The sequence below is a fragment of the Peribacillus sp. FSL E2-0159 genome, assembly GCF_038643155.1.
Classification (GTDB): domain Bacteria; phylum Bacillota; class Bacilli; order Bacillales; family DSM-1321; genus Peribacillus; species Peribacillus simplex.
The window spans coordinates 5,430,238-5,447,165 of sequence record NZ_CP152053.1 but is presented as its reverse complement, the minus strand read 5'-3'; the positions used below and the strand labels follow the sequence as shown (position 1 = coordinate 5,447,165).

The 16,928-nt window shown below is 42.3% G+C and carries 17 protein-coding genes; all 17 read left to right on the top strand.

The genetic code is table 11. From position 1 onward, the window contains the following. The first annotated feature begins 180 nt into the window (after nt 1-180). The 17 genes from NYE63_RS26705 to NYE63_RS26625 all read left to right on the top strand — a co-directional run bounded on the left by NYE63_RS26705 (nt 181) and on the right by NYE63_RS26625 (nt 16,843). The gene (locus tag NYE63_RS26705) at nt 181-543 is read left to right on the top strand and encodes a DUF2294 domain-containing protein (protein WP_063234138.1); all 363 of its coding nucleotides are present in this window, start codon (nt 181-183) and stop codon (nt 541-543) included. Nucleotides 544-597: 54 nt separating this feature from the next. Further along, nucleotides 598-1,395 (top strand): formate dehydrogenase accessory sulfurtransferase FdhD, encoded by a 798-nt coding sequence (gene fdhD, locus NYE63_RS26700; RefSeq protein ID WP_251426662.1) that lies wholly within the window; start codon nt 598-600, stop codon nt 1,393-1,395. A 148-nt stretch (nt 1,396-1,543) separates the two neighbouring features. Next, nucleotides 1,544-2,416, top strand: coding sequence for a LysR family transcriptional regulator (locus NYE63_RS26695; RefSeq protein ID WP_342603433.1), 873 nt, complete (start codon nt 1,544-1,546; stop codon nt 2,414-2,416). 154 nt (nt 2,417-2,570) lie between these two features. Further along, nucleotides 2,571-3,497 (top strand): AEC family transporter, encoded by a 927-nt coding sequence (locus tag NYE63_RS26690; protein ID WP_342603432.1) that lies wholly within the window; start codon nt 2,571-2,573, stop codon nt 3,495-3,497. A gap of 159 nt (nt 3,498-3,656) precedes the next feature. Beyond that, nucleotides 3,657-4,679: a tripartite tricarboxylate transporter substrate binding protein gene (locus NYE63_RS26685; RefSeq protein ID WP_342603431.1), complete on the top strand. Its 1,023-nt coding sequence runs from the start codon at nt 3,657-3,659 to the stop codon at nt 4,677-4,679. Between the two features lie 58 nt (nt 4,680-4,737). After that, on the top strand, nt 4,738-5,193 hold the full coding sequence (locus NYE63_RS26680) for a tripartite tricarboxylate transporter TctB family protein (RefSeq protein ID WP_342603430.1): 456 nt from the start codon (nt 4,738-4,740) through the stop codon (nt 5,191-5,193). A gap of 18 nt (nt 5,194-5,211) precedes the next feature. Further along, a complete protein-coding gene (locus NYE63_RS26675) occupies nt 5,212-6,738 on the top strand; it encodes a tripartite tricarboxylate transporter permease (RefSeq protein ID WP_342603429.1) in 1,527 nt (508 codons plus the stop codon). A gap of 79 nt (nt 6,739-6,817) precedes the next feature. Continuing rightward, the gene (locus NYE63_RS26670; protein ID WP_342603428.1) at nt 6,818-8,410 is read left to right on the top strand and encodes a sensor histidine kinase; all 1,593 of its coding nucleotides are present in this window, start codon (nt 6,818-6,820) and stop codon (nt 8,408-8,410) included. After that, on the top strand, nt 8,407-9,114 hold the full coding sequence (locus NYE63_RS26665; RefSeq protein ID WP_342603427.1) for a response regulator: 708 nt from the start codon (nt 8,407-8,409) through the stop codon (nt 9,112-9,114). Before NYE63_RS26670 ends, NYE63_RS26665 begins: the two co-directional genes overlap by 4 nt. 313 nt (nt 9,115-9,427) lie before the next feature. Further along, nucleotides 9,428-10,486 (top strand): fatty acid desaturase, encoded by a 1,059-nt coding sequence (locus NYE63_RS26660; protein WP_342603426.1) that lies wholly within the window; start codon nt 9,428-9,430, stop codon nt 10,484-10,486. Between the two features lie 94 nt (nt 10,487-10,580). Then, nucleotides 10,581-11,702: a sensor histidine kinase gene (locus tag NYE63_RS26655; RefSeq protein WP_342603425.1), complete on the top strand. Its 1,122-nt coding sequence runs from the start codon at nt 10,581-10,583 to the stop codon at nt 11,700-11,702. 12 nt (nt 11,703-11,714) lie between these two features. After that, on the top strand, nt 11,715-12,323 hold the full coding sequence (locus NYE63_RS26650) for a response regulator transcription factor (RefSeq protein WP_207438293.1): 609 nt from the start codon (nt 11,715-11,717) through the stop codon (nt 12,321-12,323). Between the two features lie 120 nt (nt 12,324-12,443). Then, entirely contained in the window at nt 12,444-12,965 is a 522-nt protein-coding gene (msrA, locus tag NYE63_RS26645) for a peptide-methionine (S)-S-oxide reductase MsrA (RefSeq protein WP_342603424.1), read from the top strand. 434 nt (nt 12,966-13,399) lie between these two features. After that, nucleotides 13,400-14,095, top strand: coding sequence for a response regulator transcription factor (locus NYE63_RS26640; protein WP_342603423.1), 696 nt, complete (start codon nt 13,400-13,402; stop codon nt 14,093-14,095). Further along, nucleotides 14,092-15,447 carry a HAMP domain-containing sensor histidine kinase gene (locus NYE63_RS26635; RefSeq protein ID WP_342603422.1) on the top strand — a complete coding sequence of 452 codons (1,356 nt, stop codon included), beginning with the start codon at nt 14,092-14,094 and terminating at the stop codon, nt 15,445-15,447. Before NYE63_RS26640 ends, NYE63_RS26635 begins: the two co-directional genes overlap by 4 nt. Nucleotides 15,448-15,512: 65 nt before the next feature. Further along, nucleotides 15,513-16,061 carry a PepSY domain-containing protein gene (locus NYE63_RS26630; protein WP_048688116.1) on the top strand — a complete coding sequence of 183 codons (549 nt, stop codon included), beginning with the start codon at nt 15,513-15,515 and terminating at the stop codon, nt 16,059-16,061. Nucleotides 16,062-16,360: 299 nt separating this feature from the next. Then, complete coding sequence (locus NYE63_RS26625) at nt 16,361-16,843, top strand: tetratricopeptide repeat protein (protein WP_342603421.1); 483 nt, start codon at nt 16,361-16,363, stop codon at nt 16,841-16,843. Nucleotides 16,844-16,928: the final 85 nt, after the last annotated feature.

Here is a 16,928-nt window from a genome sequence, read left to right as displayed (position 1 = left end):
TAGGACACAACAGTACACTATTATGCTCCCAACTTTCCTCTTTAATATTATACCTTTAATTTTAACAAGAAACAATCCTGGATGGAGGTTATCATTCCCAAATTCCTTTCGTTTTTCTTCGCTTTGATTTATGATAAGAAAATTGAGAACTTATTTTTCTTGAATTGGAGTGACGTAACGGTGTCAAAAGTTATCCATGAATTCAATGATATGATTCGTAAGCTGCGCAAGGAACTATTCGGTAAAGGACCAGAACGCATACACACGGTATTCGTGGAAAATATGGCAGTTTCTACGTTATATGGGAATTTGACTCCTACAGAAATGTTCATATCAAGATCAGAGGAAGGAAGGGATATGGTCCATTCAGCACGAACCAAAATGGTTCAGGATGTGTATTCGGAGAGTCCTCCTGATGGAATGGAAGAACTGGTTGGAGCTAAACTGGTCCATTTGTTTTCAGACATCAAAATCAAAGAGAACATAGCGATTTCCGTATTTGTATTTGATAAGAATATAGCTGACAAACTCAACGGGCATTGACCATGTCCTTACATATTGGTCAATTGGCTCCTGGATATTAAAAGGAGTGGGAACATGAAAGCGATTGAAATGAAAAGGGACATCATCCGGATAACCAAAGGCAACATCGAGCGGACGGAGGATACGATCGTGACGGAGTATCCCGTTACTGTCAAAATAAATGGCCAGGAATTCGTCACGATGGTTTGTACACCTGAATACATCGAGGATATGGTGATTGGTTATTTGGCTTCGGAAGGCATCATCAAAAAATATGATGAGATAAAAGAAATCTGGGTCCAGGAAAAAGAAGGCTTTGTTCATGTGAAGACAGACAAAGTGAATCCCTACTTCCAGGACTTTCAAAATAAGCGATATATTACATCATGCTGCGGAATGAGCAGACAAGGGTTCGTCTTTGTGAATGATGCATTGACTGCCAAGAAAATGGATAATGTTTCGGTGAGACTGACTCCTGATGACTGCTTCCGCTTGATGAAGGATTTACAAAATTCCGCTGTCACGTTCCAGAATACAGGCGGAGTCCACAATGCAGCATTATGTGATGTCGATGGCCTCGTATTAAGCAGAATGGATATCGGACGGCATAACGCCTTGGACAAAATATACGGCCATTGCTTGAAAAATGGCATTTCGATAGAAGGGAAAGCTATCGTGTTCAGCGGCCGGATTTCATCCGAAATTCTCTTGAAAGTGGCGAAAATCGGCTGTGAACTGATACTCTCGAAATCCGCTCCAACCGAATTGGCTTTGGAGTTGGCTGAAGGATTGGGAATCACCACGGTCGGGTTCATTCGTAATGATTCACTGAATATCTACACATGCCCTGAAAGAATTCAATTGAATGACTGAGCGTCCTCCGTTTGAGAGATGCTTGTGGGAAAGTCCTAGCCGGCATGGCTTGGGCTTTTTTTGTACTTGTAAAAGGATATATCCAACAGGCCTTTTGTGGTACAGTTTGGATAAAACATTCAAGGAAAAGCGTATCGGGGGAAGGATTATGAACGAAAGGGATTGGCATATTTTAAAGGTGTTGCATGAAAACAAGAATATTACTAAAACGGCGCAAAGTTTATATATCTCGCAACCTTCTTTAACGAAACGAATTCAACAAATCGAGAAGGAATTCAATCTAAAGATAGTGGAGCGTGGTACAAGGGGAGTGCAGTTCACCCCTCAAGGGGAATATTTGGCCATCTGTGCAGATGAGATGCTGATCAGGCTCCGGCAGATAAAAGAGACAGCGTTCAATATGGGTCAGGAGATCAGTGGAACATTACGGCTGGGTGTTTCCAACTATATCACGCTGCATAAATTGCCAGGCCTGCTGAAAATATTTCGTGAGCGATATCCTAAAGTGGATTTCCATGTGACAACTGGATGGAGTAAAGAAGTGCTGAACCTCATTTATAAGGAGGAAGTGCATGTCGGGATTGTACGGGGGGACTATCAATGGTCAGGATCAAGGCATCATCTTTTTGAGGAAACGATTTGTATTGCTTCTAAGGAAGAAATCGAAGTCCGGAACCTGCCTTTCCTGCCGAGGATCGATTATGGGACGGATGCTCTTTTGAAAACAATGATAGATAATTGGTGGAGAGACAATTTTTCTGGACCTCCTTTGGTGGGGATGGAAGTGGATAAAGGTGATACATGCAAAGAAATGGTCAAGAATGGCCTGGGATATGGTATCCTTCCCAGTGTTTTATTGGAGAAAGACCAAAATCTCCGTCAAATGGACCTTAAGGATAAGCATGGCAATCCCCTTATCAGGAATACGTGGATGTTATATCATGAAAAGTCGCTGGAATTAAAACTGGTCAAGGAGTTTGTCGATTTTGTTAAAGACGTCGATTTCATGAGTGATATTTAAAAGGAAGCGCAGAAACCTCTGTGCTTTTTTATCATTCCTTTTTTGAATGGTTAACGATAATTTATTGGTATTTTAATTATGGTTATCCCGGCATTATGATAGATGGGAGATGTAAATCATCAGGAATATGCCTAAGGAATGGAGAGGAAGTCAAGTGAGTGTCCTGTTACTGATCGTATTGAATGTCATTGTGCCGGTCTTTTTCCTTATAGGGGCTGGGGCCATTTTGCATCGTAAATTCAAGTTGGATATGAATACACTGTCTAAATTGAATCACTTCCTGCTCATGCCGGCCATTAGCTTTGTCAATATCTATCAAAGCAACATGGATGGTGGGATGATCGTCCAGATATTCAGCTTCCTTGCTCTTCAAGCAGTAAGCCTCATCGTCGTGAGTACAGCGGTAGCTAAACTAGCCAGGTTTGATCAAAGCCTTTCTGCAACGTTTAAAAATAGTGTAGTCTTGAATAACTCGGCCAATTTCGGGTTACCGGTCAGTCAGATGGTTTTTCATGGAAATCCCCTTGGCCTGTCGATCCAGGTCATCGTGATCATATTTCAAAACCTGTTAACCTATACCTATGGATTGATGAATTCCGTTTCAGTCCATACAAAAAGTGCAAAGGGTGCCATTCGTGAGTTCTTGAAGAACCCCGTCATTTATGCTTTATTACTCGGTTTTCTATTACAGGCCGCTTCTTTCGACATTCCTCTGTTCTTATGGACCCCGATTGATAATATCGCGAGTGCCTTCATAGCCATTGCATTGATTACATTGGGTGCACAGAGTGCCTATTTGAAAATAACGCATTTCCCGCTCCCGCTTATCCTTAGCTTGATTGGGCGGTTAATACTTTCACCATCCATCGCATTCCTGATCATTCTCATGCTGGGCTTGGAAGGGACTGTCGCTCAGGGATTATTTATCGCAAGCTCATTTCCAACATCAAGAAACAGCGCATTATTCGCTTTGGAATATGACAACCATCCGGAGTATGCGGCACAAGCGGTATTGATGTCGACTTTATTCAGCAGCATAACGGTAACGATGGTCGTATATCTATCTAAAATATTATTCTAGAAGGGCTGCTCTTAATGGGCGGGCCTTTTCCCCATGTCCGCCAATAAAACTTTATGAACAATATGGATGTTATGGAAGTTATGCATTTTAGTTGGGCAATCAAAGAAAACGACGATATTTTTGTAGAATTAAGAAAACGCTTTCAAAAGGGGGATTATCATGTTTTCTCGTAAAAAGATTTCTGCGATCATATTGGCAAGTTCGTTAGCTTTAAGTTTAGGTGCATGCGGCAGTTCGGATACATCAGGAGAAAAGAAAGAAAGTACAGGTTATCCGAAAAAAGCGATAACGATCGTTGCTCCTTCAGGCGCAGGCGGGGGATGGGATTTAACCGCTCGTTCATTTACAAAGGTCTTGGGTGAGACAAAACTGGTGAACCAGCCATTGACCGTCGAAAACAAACCCGGTGGCGGGGGCGCAGTCTTCATGGCGGATTATGCAACACAGCAAGCGGATAACAATGATATGCTGTTTGTGAATTCACCGCCTGTCATCATCAATAACCTTAAAAAAGAAGGCAACAGTCCTTATGGATATAAAAATACGACTCCTTTGGCGCAGCTTACAAAAGATTATGGGGCGATAGTGGTAAAGGCGGATTCAAAATTCAAGGATTTGAAATCAGTGCTAGAAGCGGTGAAGAAAGATCCGCGTAAGTTGACCTTTGCAGGAGGATCGGCTCCGGGATCCATGGATCATTTGATTTCCATTCTTCCAGCCTATGAATATGGCTTGAATCCAACTGAACTTAAATACGTTTCGTACGACGGTGGCGGCGAAGCGATTACGGCATTGCTTGGCGGAAACGCAGATGTGATCGGAACGGATGCATCCAGTGTAAGGGAATTCTTAAAAGCAGGAAAGATTAGAGTGTTGGCGGTAACCTCGACTGAACGTTTGGGTGGAGATCTTAAAGACATACCGACGGCAAAGGAACAGGGTGTTGATGCTGAATTCACGATTTGGAGAGGCGTTTTTGGACCTCAGAATATGTCTGATGAAGCGAAAACCTTTTGGGACGGAACCATTGCAAAGCTAGTTGAAACTTCTGAATGGAAAAAGGAAGTGGAAGTTCAAGGATGGGAACAAGAATATAAAAATAGTGAAGAATTCAGCAAGTTTTTAGAAGAACAGGAGAAACAGGTGCAGCAATTATTAGAAGCTTTAGGCATGGAAAAATAATCGGAGGAGAAGGAGGTGCTTTCACCTTCTTCTTATTTTCTGAAATGGAGGGATTATGATGGATGTTAGATTTGACCGTTTTGCATCTGTAGCCTTTCTGGCTGTCGGAGTGCTGTTTATGATAGGAAGCAGGAAACTGGCCAGTTCTTCTTATGGAAGTTCGGTAGGACCGGACATTTTCCCTTTTGTATTGGGGCTTGTTCTTGCTGTTTTAAGTATTCGCCTGTTCTATGAGGCATTTCGGAGCAAGGTGCAGGAATCGGGTAAGGAAAAGCTGCAATATAAACCCTTTATCATCATTCTACTCTCCACCTTGATTTATATTTTGACATTGGAAACGATAGGATATGTCATTACGACCTTTCTCTTTTTGTTTGTTTGCTTTCAAACGATGGAACGGAATAAGTGGGTGACCTCGCTCATCATTTCCGCAGGATTTTCCGGGATTATCTATTATTTATTCGTGAATGTGCTAAAGGGAACACTGCCAGGCTGGCCAATCTGGTTTTCATAAAAGGAAGGGGGATGTGAAGTGGGCACTTTTGATTATTTAATTCATGGATTTGAAACGGCACTAACTTGGTATAACATACTTTTTGCATTTGTCGGAGTATTGATCGGTACGGCTGTCGGCGTTTTGCCGGGAATAGGGCCGATGAGCGGTGTGGCTCTATTAATTCCGGTAACCGCTTCGATTACAGGGGGACTTCCACCAGAGCAAGCGGCAACAAGCGCCATCATTTTACTTGCAGGTGTTTATTATGGAGCGATGTATGGAGGGTCGACAACATCCATCCTATTGAATACACCTGGCGAATCTTCTTCTGTCGTCACCACATTGGATGGTTACCAAATGGCGAAGAAGGGAAGAGCCGGGAGTGCTTTATCCATTTCGGCAATCGGTTCCTTCGTCGGAGGGATCGTCACCCTTATCGCCATGATTGCCTTAGCTCAGCCATTATCGACGATTGCCATTAAATTCGGTCCGGCTGAGTATTTTTCGCTCATGCTTCTAGGGTTGGCGGCAGTCAGCGGTCTCGCGGGAAAATCCGTAACCAAGGCATTGATCATGACGGTTTGCGGTTTGTTGATCGGGACGATAGGCATTGATAACGTATCCGGGATCGCTCGTTTTACATTCGACATTCCTTGGCTGTATCAAGGGGTCGAATTCCTGACGATCGCGGTCGGTCTATTTGCCCTTGGAGAAGTATTCAAGACAATCTTGGAAAAAGACGAGGATGATGGGGAAATTGCAAAGATCAATAATTTGATTCCTTCCAAAGAAGAATTCAAGGAATCTGCGGGGCCCATTGCGAGGGGGTCGCTCTTAGGTTTCTTTGTAGGAATCCTGCCGGGTGCAGGGGCTACTCTTGCTTCTTTCTTCTCGTACCTTATGGAAAAACGGATATCAAAAAAACCCTGGAGATTTGGTACAGGGGCGATCGCTGGAGTGGCTGGTCCTGAAACGGCCAATAACGCGGCTTCTGGCGGAGCGATGATTCCATTATTGACGCTGGGAATTCCGGGTTCCGGTACAACGGCGATTTTAATGGGTGCGCTCATGATGTACAATGTTCAGCCAGGTCCATTATTATTCGAAGACCATCCTCAGGTGGCTTGGGGACTTATCGCCAGTATGTTCATCGGGAATCTGATGCTTCTCATCCTTAATCTCCCGCTCGTTAAGGTTTTTGCGAAAATCATTGAAACGCCAAAGAAATATTTGATTCCGATCATTATCGCGATTTCCATTTTTGGTGTTTATGGGGTACAAGTATCTACTTATGATTTATTGCTATTACTGGGATGCGGGGTCTTGGGATATTTCTTAAGTAAAAATGATTATCCAATTGCCCCGTTGGTATTAGGACTGGTTTTAGGACCGATGATAGAAAATAATATGCGCAGGGCCCTGACGATATCCGATGGTGATTACAGTTTGTTTTTCACTCGGCCGCTTTCCCTTACATTCCTGATCGTAACGGCATTATGGCTGCTCATTCCTGTTTTACTTAAGAAGAGAGGGAAGGATGTTGTCATCAATATTGAAGGTTAACCATTATTTTCTGAATGTTGCGAAAAAATCCCTTTTTTAAAGGGGTTTTTTTTTATATGATGTAAGTAGAGGTGATTGAATGCGTTTACACACCAAGTTGATGCTGGGCATCTGTACGTTAATCATCTTAATGGGTGGAATCTTTGAAGTTATTTTCATAAATATCCTGGAAAATAATCTGAAGCAGGAAACAGGGGAAAAAGCATTGTCGGTTGCCCAGACCGTTTCTTTGCTGCCTGAAATTAAACAAGCTTTTCGAACGGATAATCCTTCTGTAATCATTCAGCCCATCGCGGAAAGAATTCGCAGGCAGATCGATGCGGAATTCATAGTAATAGGAGATGAGAATGAAACGCGGCTGTCCCATCCAGACCCCAGCTTGATCGGAAAGAAAATGGTAGGGGGAGATAACGCCGAGGTTTGGGATGGGAAATCCATCATCACGGAGTCCACTGGCACGTTGGGGCCTTCCATTAGGGGGAAATCCCCGATAATTGAAAATGAAAAAGTCATTGGTGTAGTCTCCGTTGGCTACCTTCAGGATGATATTGAAAAAGAATTGTCCAGTATACAAAGAAAGATAGTCTGGATCATCTCTTTTATATTAATCGGCGGTTTACTGATAGCCTTTTTCATTTCATTCAATATAAAAAGGGCGATATTCGGTCTGGAGCCGAAAGAGATCGCCTGGATGTTTCAAGAGAAGCATGCCATTTTGGAATCTATTCATGAAGGCATCATTGCCATTGATGTTCATGGGAAAATCACGGTCGTCAATGAAACGGCGCATAAAATCCTTCATATCCCTAAAGACGTCATGCTTCGCGGGCAAAAAATCGAAGAAGTCATAACGCATACACATTTGCTTGATGTAGTCAGCACGGCACGGGCCGAGTATGATCAGGAATTCATGATTGACGGTGAAGTTTTTTTGGCAAGCCGGATTCCCATTTTGAATGGACAGGGTCAAATCATCGGTGCAGTTGCAAGTTTGAGAAATAAATCGGAACTATCCAATCTCCTTCAAGAACTGTCACATGTAAAGGCGTATGCAGAAGGGCTTAGGGCTCAGACACATGAATATTCGAATCGGCTCTATACTCTGCTAGGCCTGATTCAACTCGGTTCACATAGGGAAGCGATGGATTTCATATCGAAGGAAGTGGATGTCACCCAAGGCTTCATTCACTTTCTAATGAAGGAAGTACCTGATCCGATTATTGCTGGGTTCATCTTAGGGAAGGTTAGTTTAGCCAGCGAGCTGAAAATTGATTTTACTATTGATAGAGAAAGCAGTTTTAAAGATATTCCGTCCGAAATAGATCGGGATTTGTTAGTGACGATCATCGGGAACCTCATCAATAATGCCTTCGAAGCAGTACGGGAGAACGAAAGGGAGGAAAAAAGGGTATCGTTGTTCGTCACGGACTTGGGTAAAGAGTTGATCATAGAGGTTGAAGATAATGGTAAAGGGATGAATTCAGATGTTACCGAACTGATTTTCCAGAACGGTTTTACGACGAAAAGCGATCAAACCAATTCAGGTATAGGTTTGAGCCTTGTTCAGGAAGCGATTGATGGATTGGGGGGATATATCACTTTTTCGACGAAAGAAGGGGAATATACGATTTTTACTGTTGCCATACCAAAAAACAGAGGGGGGATTAAATGATGGCTACTCGTGATATAGAAGTTTTAATCGTAGAAGATGACCTGCGGATTGCGGAGATACAAAAGCTATTCATCGAAAAGCTTGAGGGGTTTCAAACGATCGGTATCGCGTCAAGCTATGACGAGGCTAAAAGCTTCATTGAAATCATGCAGCCGGATCTATTGCTGCTCGATATGTATTTTCCGGATATGAATGGGCTCGATATCCTGAAAGAAATCAAGCAGCAAAGCAAACAAATGGATGTCATTATGATAACGGCGGCTAAAGAAATCGAAAAAGTCCAGGAAGCCATCAAAATCGGCATATTTGATTATATTATCAAGCCTGTCGCATTTGAACGCTTCAAGCAGTCCTTACTCCGGTATCAAGAGTATCACATTAAACTGTCTGAATTGGAAAAGGGCAATTTTCCCGTAACGCAGCAACAGGTGGATAAGCTTTTGCGAAAGGAAATGAAAGAAAAAGAGAGGGAACAAGCATCACTGCCAAAAGGGATCGATCGGATGACTTTGGAGAAGGTGATGGTTGTATTGGGGAAATCCTCTCCGGGGTTAACTGCCGAAATAGTGGCAAAGGAGATCGGAGTGAGCAGGACAACGGCAAGGCGTTATCTGGAGCACTTGATGTCAGAGGAAAAAATTGATGCCGATTTAACATATGGCACGGTGGGACGTCCAGAACGGGTTTATGCGATCAAGTTATAAATGGGTTCGCCAAACGGCGGATCTTTTTTTTATTTGATCGAATAAATGTCAGGCATTTTCTTGGAATCAGATTGATTGGAATTCATCGTTTTTTTGACGTGTAAAAATGATGAAAGAGGAAAAAATACGTATGGAAAGTGTTGAAGCAGACAAGTATATGACAAGTGTCATGGCAGGGAATTGACGTTTATGACTATAGAAAATCGGTTTTTATTCCTATACTTAAAGAAGAGATGCCGCCAAAGTTTCGATATATGGAAGCAAAGCCAATCCATTTAAACACTCCATTCCTATATATTATGAGGAGGAAATCATGAGTAATCATAATCATAATCAAAAACAATTGAGAAAAGATATTGCCCCTTTTGAAAAATCCAATACTAAATCAAGCGTGAAACAGCTCATAAATACATTTCCGCCATTTTTCCTGTTATGGTTTTTAGCTTATCAAAGCTTAACCATTTCATACTGGCTGACCCTTGCATTGGCCGTCCTGGCTTCAGGATTCGTAGTCAGGATTTTCATCATTTTCCATGATTGCTGTCATCAATCGTTTTTCAAAAGCAGGAAAGCGAATAGCATCCTGGGTACAATCAGTGGAATCGTTACATTATTTCCGTATGAGCAATGGAAGCATAGCCACTCCATACATCATGCAACAAGCAGTAATTTAAACAAACGCGGTACAGGAGATATTTGGATCATGACCGTTGATGAATATATCGCCGCTTCATTCTGGGGGCGTCTGGCTTACCGTTTATATAGAAATCCGATCGTCATGTTTGGATTAGGTCCATTTTATTTATTTCTTGTATCGAACCGTCTGAATAAAAAAGGCGCTAAAAAGAAAGAACGGATGAATACGTATTTGACAAATGCCGCAATCGTGGCAATTTATGGTCTTTTATGCTTGGCTATCGGATGGCAGGCATTCCTGATGATTCAGGTACCGATGCTTTTTGTAACGGGATCACTTGGCATCTGGCTGTTTTATGTACAGCATCAGTTTGAAGATTCTTATTTCGAAGAGGAATCGGAATGGGATTACGTGAAGGCTGCCATTGATGGAAGTTCTTATTATAAACTTCCGAAGGTTTTGCAATGGGTAACCGGTAATATCGGTTTCCACCATGTGCATCATCTTAGTCCAAGGGTGCCAAACTATAATCTGGAAAAAGTCCATGATTCCACCCTGCCTTTGCAGCAGGCAACAACAATCACCATTAGTTCAAGTTTAAAATCGCTTCGCTTCCGCCTTTATGATGGAGAAAACAAGACGTTTGTAAGTTTTAAAGAGATTAAGGAACGTCTAAATGAAACAAAATCTAATGTGGAAATCAATAATAAACGTCCAAGTCTTCAAGAAAAATAAATAGTTCATCAAAAAACCATTCAATTTCCATTGGATGGTTTTTTGATGAAACTCCTTAGTATATACTAGGGTAAAAAGAAATAGAGGCGGCGCCATGCAAAGTTGGTATCATATCTTTCCGAAGAACACAGGGCTGAGCCCTTATGTCTGGATCATTTTTTGTATCCTACCTTTTTATTTCATTTTCAAATCTTCTTCGATGTTGGAGATTGTCTTTGGAATCGTCATGATCATTTTGTTTTTCATATCATATGGTCTCTCATTCGTGTCGAAGGGATGGCCCGTATACGTATGGACGGCGATACAAATAGTCATATCCATATCCATGACCATATTTTTCAGCTACATTTACTTTTCGCTTTTTTTAGCATTCTTTATTGGGAATGTTCAAAATAAGGTTGGTTTTTTCGTATTATATTCGATTCAGCTATTAGCTACCATCGTGTCTGTCAATATTGGATTCATCATGAAAGACCCTACTTTCTTTTCGCAATTTCCCTTTATGCTCATTTGTGTGGTAGGTGTGATCCTGCTCCCATTCAACACATATAATCGGAATAAACGGGGCAGGCTGGAAGAACAATTGGAGGACGCACACAAACGAATATCAGAGCTTGTCAAAATGGAAGAACGTCAGCGGATTGCCCGTGACTTACATGATACACTTGGACAAAAACTGTCTTTGATTGGCTTGAAAAGTGACCTTGCAGGGAAATTGATCGATTTAAATCCGGAGTCGGCTAAGAAGGAAATCAAGGATATCCGTCAAACGGCGAGGACGGCACTCAAGGAAGTACGTGAAATGGTGTCGGAAATGCGCGGGGCAAAGCTTAGCGATGAAATCATCCGGGTCAAGCAAATATTGAAAGCGGCAGAGATAGAATTCAAGTTGGAAGGCACCACGGAATTGCAAGATACCCCTTTGCTTGTTGAAACGGTTTTAAGCATGTGCTTGAAAGAAGCTGTGACCAATATCGTCAAACATAGCGGTGCCGACTGCTGTAATATCGTCATTGAAGAATTACAAACAGGAGTGACGATCACAGTACAGGATAATGGAGTGGGGCTTTCACATAGATCAGAGTTTTTTAAAGGCAATGGGCTTCAAGGAATGAAAGAAAGGCTTGAATTCGTTAATGGTAGCCTGGATATTAAATCAACAGATGGAACGACACTTTATATAAGGGTTCCGAATGCTATAAAAAATAATGGATAGGAGGGATTAACATTGATTCGAATCGTAATTGCCGAAGACCAGCGGATGCTGCTTGGCGCGCTAGGTTCCATCCTTGATTTGGAAAGTGATATGGAAGTTGTAGGAAAGGCGAGCAATGGGGAAGAAGCAATGAATCTCGTCAATCAATTAAAGCCGGATATCTGCATAACCGATATTGAAATGCCAGTTAAAACCGGGCTCGATGTAGCGGAGGAGATCAAAGATCAGGGCCACCAATGCAAAGTCATCATTTTGACCACTTTTGCACGTCCTGGGTATTTTGAAAGAGCCAGAAAGGCAGAGGTAGGTGGATATCTGCTGAAGGATAGCCCAAGTGATGAACTTGCGAACTCGATCCGTGTCATCATGGATGGTCGGCGCATTTATGCTCCTGAGCTGGTGGATATGGCTTTCGAAGAAGAAAACCCTTTGACTGAACGAGAGAGCCAAGTGCTCAAACTGATAGCGGATGGTAAGACCACAAAGGAAATCGCAAGCCAGCTTTATCTGACCAACGGAACGGTCCGTAATTATATATCGGTCATCCTTGATAAATTGGATGTCAGCAACCGAGTTGAAGCTATTGTAAGATTCAAGGAAAAGGGCTGGTCAAAAGATTAAACAAAGGGTAAATCCCTTTTGGCGCATGTAATGGCGGCTTCGCAAATTAAAAAAGCACGGTGTCAGGTTTGGAATATGGTATATTAATTTTTATTACATACAGGGAAGGGGATGATCATTATGCAAAAGGCTACATTTGCTGGAGGCTGTTTTTGGTGCATGGTGACACCATTTGAAGAACAACCGGGGATTGGGGGGATCGTATCCGGTTATACGGGAGGATATGTTGAAAACCCGACTTACGAGGAAGTGAAGACGGGAACTACGGGACATTATGAAGTCGTGGAAATCACTTTCGATCCTCAGTTATTTCCTTATGAAAGATTGCTGGAACTATATTGGCAGCAAATTGATCCAACCGACGATGGCGGTCAATTCCATGACAGAGGCAGCCAATATCGGACGGCCATCTTCTATCATGATGAAGCACAAGAGAAACTGGCTCTTGAGGCGAAAGAAAAGGTAGCGGCCAGCGGGAAATTCCAGAAACCCATCGTAACGGAAATCCTTCCGGCCCAAACCTTTTATCCTGCCGAAGAATACCATCAAGGCTACCATAAAAAAAATAAAGATGATTATAAAGCGGACCGTGCAAAATCGGGACGCGATGAATTCATTGACCAGCATTGGACCGGTGAATGAACTGGATCATTATTAAACGTTCCAGTTGATTTCAGAAATCCGCTCCCTTTCGGTCGACTGTCTGCCAAGCCTCCTCGCCGCTAGCATCTGGCGGGGTCTCGGCTAGCCAGTTATTTGCCAGGAGTGTCATTTGGATTTATTTTTTATTTTCGGCTTATTCATCCTAGACTATGGAAATATTCCATAGTCTTTTATTATGGTTAGCCGTTGATACTTACGCTTTTATTATTTAGCTATAGGAAATTTTTTATGATTGTGAGGAATCTGTGTATGGTGTCTGTAAAGACCCTCTTGGACTTTTCACGTCCGGTTCTTTTAAAGGCATGATAGAAAAAATATAGTCATTTTTTTCATGGGATTTTTATGCGGAGTGTTCAATTTCTCATGATATTTTCATATTTCTTCAGTACACTAAGGGGTAGGTGGTGATAATCATGAATAAAAGAATTTTAATAATAGAAGATGAAGAAAAAATTGCGAGGGTTCTTCAGCTGGAGCTTAATCATGAGGGTTATCAAACAGAATCGGCTTTTACCGGAAAGACAGGGCTGGAAAGGGCAGAAGCCGAAGAGTGGGATTTAATCTTATTGGATGTGATGCTGCCCGAGTTGAATGGCATAGAAGTACTTAGGCGTTACCGGAAAAAGAATGGATCGACACCGGTCATCCTTTTAACCGCAAGGGATGCTGTGCCAGACAAGGTGAATGGCCTGGACCATGGTGCGAATGATTATGTAACGAAACCGTTTGAAATTGAAGAGCTGCTGGCACGGATCCGTGCTTGTTTTCGTACCAATGTACGGGAGAGCCAATCAGAAGGGGAAGTGGATGAACTAAAGATCCATGATCTGAAGTTGAACCTTGGTACTAGGGACATTCACAGGAAAGGCAAAAGGATTGAGCTGACCTCCCGTGAGTTCGATTTGCTTGTTTATCTTTTGCAAAATAAAAATCAAGTACTTTCGAGGGAGCAAATCCTGACCCATGTATGGGGATTTGATTTTGCAGGGGATACGAATGTGGTTGATGTGTATATCCGTTATTTACGCAAAAAAATAGATTATCCCTTTGAGTTGCAGCTCATACATACTTACCGCGGTGTAGGTTACAGCTTGAAGGAGCCAGTATGAAGATTCGGACGAAAATCCAATCGTATTCCAGTCTTTTTTTAAGCGTCATGCTTATATTGTTGAGTATCATCGTTTTAATCGCCTTTCTTTGGATATCGGTAGAGAGGGAACGGGATCTGCTTGATGACCAAGCTTCATTAATCGAAGAAAATATCCTGACGAAAGATTTGATTTCCGGTGATTCCGATTTAATGGAGCCGTATATCCCGGACGATGGAATGGTGCGGATATTCGACATGGATGGAAGGCTGGTAAAATCATTTACGGATGAAGAGGACCTCAAGGGGCTTGCGGTTAAATCCATTAACGAGAAAGGATATGATTTTGCCAAAGCTGACGGTGAATATGTATTGACCTACCGTTATCCTTATCCTGATGAGGGGAAGAAGCTAGGGATGATCGAGGTCACACAGCCGCAGGATACCCTCCTTGATAATTTATCGACGCTTGCCCTCGTTTTGGGCGGTGCATCCCTTTTTGTCATTCTGTTATCGATTCTTGCCGGTAAGTGGTTGGCCAATCTAATTCTCAAACCCATATCGATCATGAGCGGAACGATGAAGGATATTGAGAAAAGCGGGGAGTTCAAACGGATACCGCTCTCGGATCAATCAAAGGACGAGCTGCAGGTGATGGGAGTGGCATTTAACAGGATGATAGAAAGGCTGGAGCGGAATTATAACCAACAGCAGCAGTTCCTTTCAGATGCTTCACATGAATTGAAAACGCCGATTACGGTAATAGAAAGCTACTCCTCTCTATTGAAACGATGGGGAATGAAGGATGAAGCGATTCAGGAAGAGGCGGTGGAGGCAATCCATCATGAAGCCGTCCGGATGAAAAAGCTGACGGAACATCTTCTGCAGTCAGCTTCCCAAACGGAACCTTCAGAAGATGTGGAAGGGAAAATAGAACTCATTTCGTTTTGTGAAGGGATTGCCCAAACATTCAGAAGGACGGGAAATCGTGAAATAACGATAGAGTCAGAGTTTAAGGAAATACATGCAATGACTATTTCCAGTAAGCTTGAACAGGTAATTGTCATCCTATTGGACAATGCAATGAAATACAGTGAATCAAGTATACAGATCATGATAAAACGACAGCCCGATGAAATTCACATCGGTGTGAAAGATCACGGCGCAGGGATATCACCCGAACATCTCCCACATGTATTTGAACGTTTTTATCGCGTGGATTCATCAAGGGCAAGGAAAACGGGAGGCAATGGACTCGGGCTTTCCATCGCCCGGACGCTTGTCGAGTCATTCGACGGTAAATTGGAGATTCAAAGCGAAGTGGGGAAGGGAACGTTGGTGACTCTTATTCTTTCTCATCAAATTCTAATCTAACGCTCATGTTTGTTTCATGAAGGGTGCTTATTATTAAGGTAACAACTTAAAGGAGGAATTCATTCATGAAAAAACAGTGGAGTACGATTAAAGAAGGTATCATTCAAAGGAAAAAGGTAATCATGACAGTGTCCATAGCTTCCGTATTGCTTTTCGGCGGTGCTGCTGGAACGGCGGTATATGCAGTCAATAAGGGGAACCTATCCGAGGATGAGGCTGTCAAAATGATTTCAGAAAAACTAGGCGGGGAAGTTACTCAATTTGAAAAGGATTGGGACCAGCCGATGACCTATGAGATGACCGTAAAAACGAAAGAAGGCTATCAGGACGTTGACGTTGATGCTGAAAAAGGAGAGATTCTTTCTCAGGAGATGGAAGACGGTGATGATGAGGATATGAGCACACAACAAGCCGTGGAAACTGCAAAAGTCAGTAGTGATCAAGCTGAAAAGATTGCCTTGAAAGCGGTGGATGGTCAAGTAACGGATATGGAGCTGGATTCAGAAAATGGCACCCTTGTGTACGAGCTGGAAATAAAACAAGGACTAAAGGAATATGATGTAGTGGTGGATGCCACCACGGGAAAAGTATTGAAAAACCAATTGGATGATTAATCATATGTCATGTCGATAGTAATCCATGATATAAGGAGATTGAAGTGTATGAAAGGATTTGCCGGGTGGCAGATCCTTTTTTTATTTGCCAAGCCAGTGGGGAAGTGAAGCTTCCGCATCCTTAACAATCATGCCTAAACAAATTGAAATTCCGCCCATTAAATCACCTCCAGTAACAGCATATTGGTTCCTGACTTTGTTTGGAGAGGGTGCTTAGAGATATAAATGATTAAGAAGGAATTAAAATGGGGAATCGCGAATAGGGGCAATAAGGAATTTTATTCATTGGAGGAATGGCAATGGGGAATTTGGAAATGGCACTGTCATTAAGGGGAAAGAAAGAATTCGAAAAATCCAATCGGTTATTGATGGATCTGGCAAAGCAAAATCCCGTGGATGCAGTCATACAGTATCAGTGTGCCTGGAGTTTGGATATTCTTGGACATGAGGTAAAGGCGGTGCCTTATTATGAAGCGGCACTCAAATTAGGTTTGCCGGAGGAGGATGCAAAAGGGGCCTACCTAGGGTTGGGGAGCACATATCGCACCATAGGGGAATATGAAAAGGCCAGACAGACATTGGAATCTGGGGTGGCGAAGTTTCCTGAGGATAAGGCTTTATTGGTATTCAGGGCTATGGCATTTTATAATTTGGGCCAACATGATCTTGCAATGGAATCTCTATTGAAGATAATTGCCGAAACCTCTAAGGATCGAAAAATACAATCATATGCGAAGGCCATAGAATTTTATAGTGATAAACTGGATAAAGTTTTCACATAATAGTGGTCATCCCCAAACTATCCACAAAGCCTGTATAAAACAAGTCATTCTTACATATCCGAAATGAATTTATCAACAAAAATGA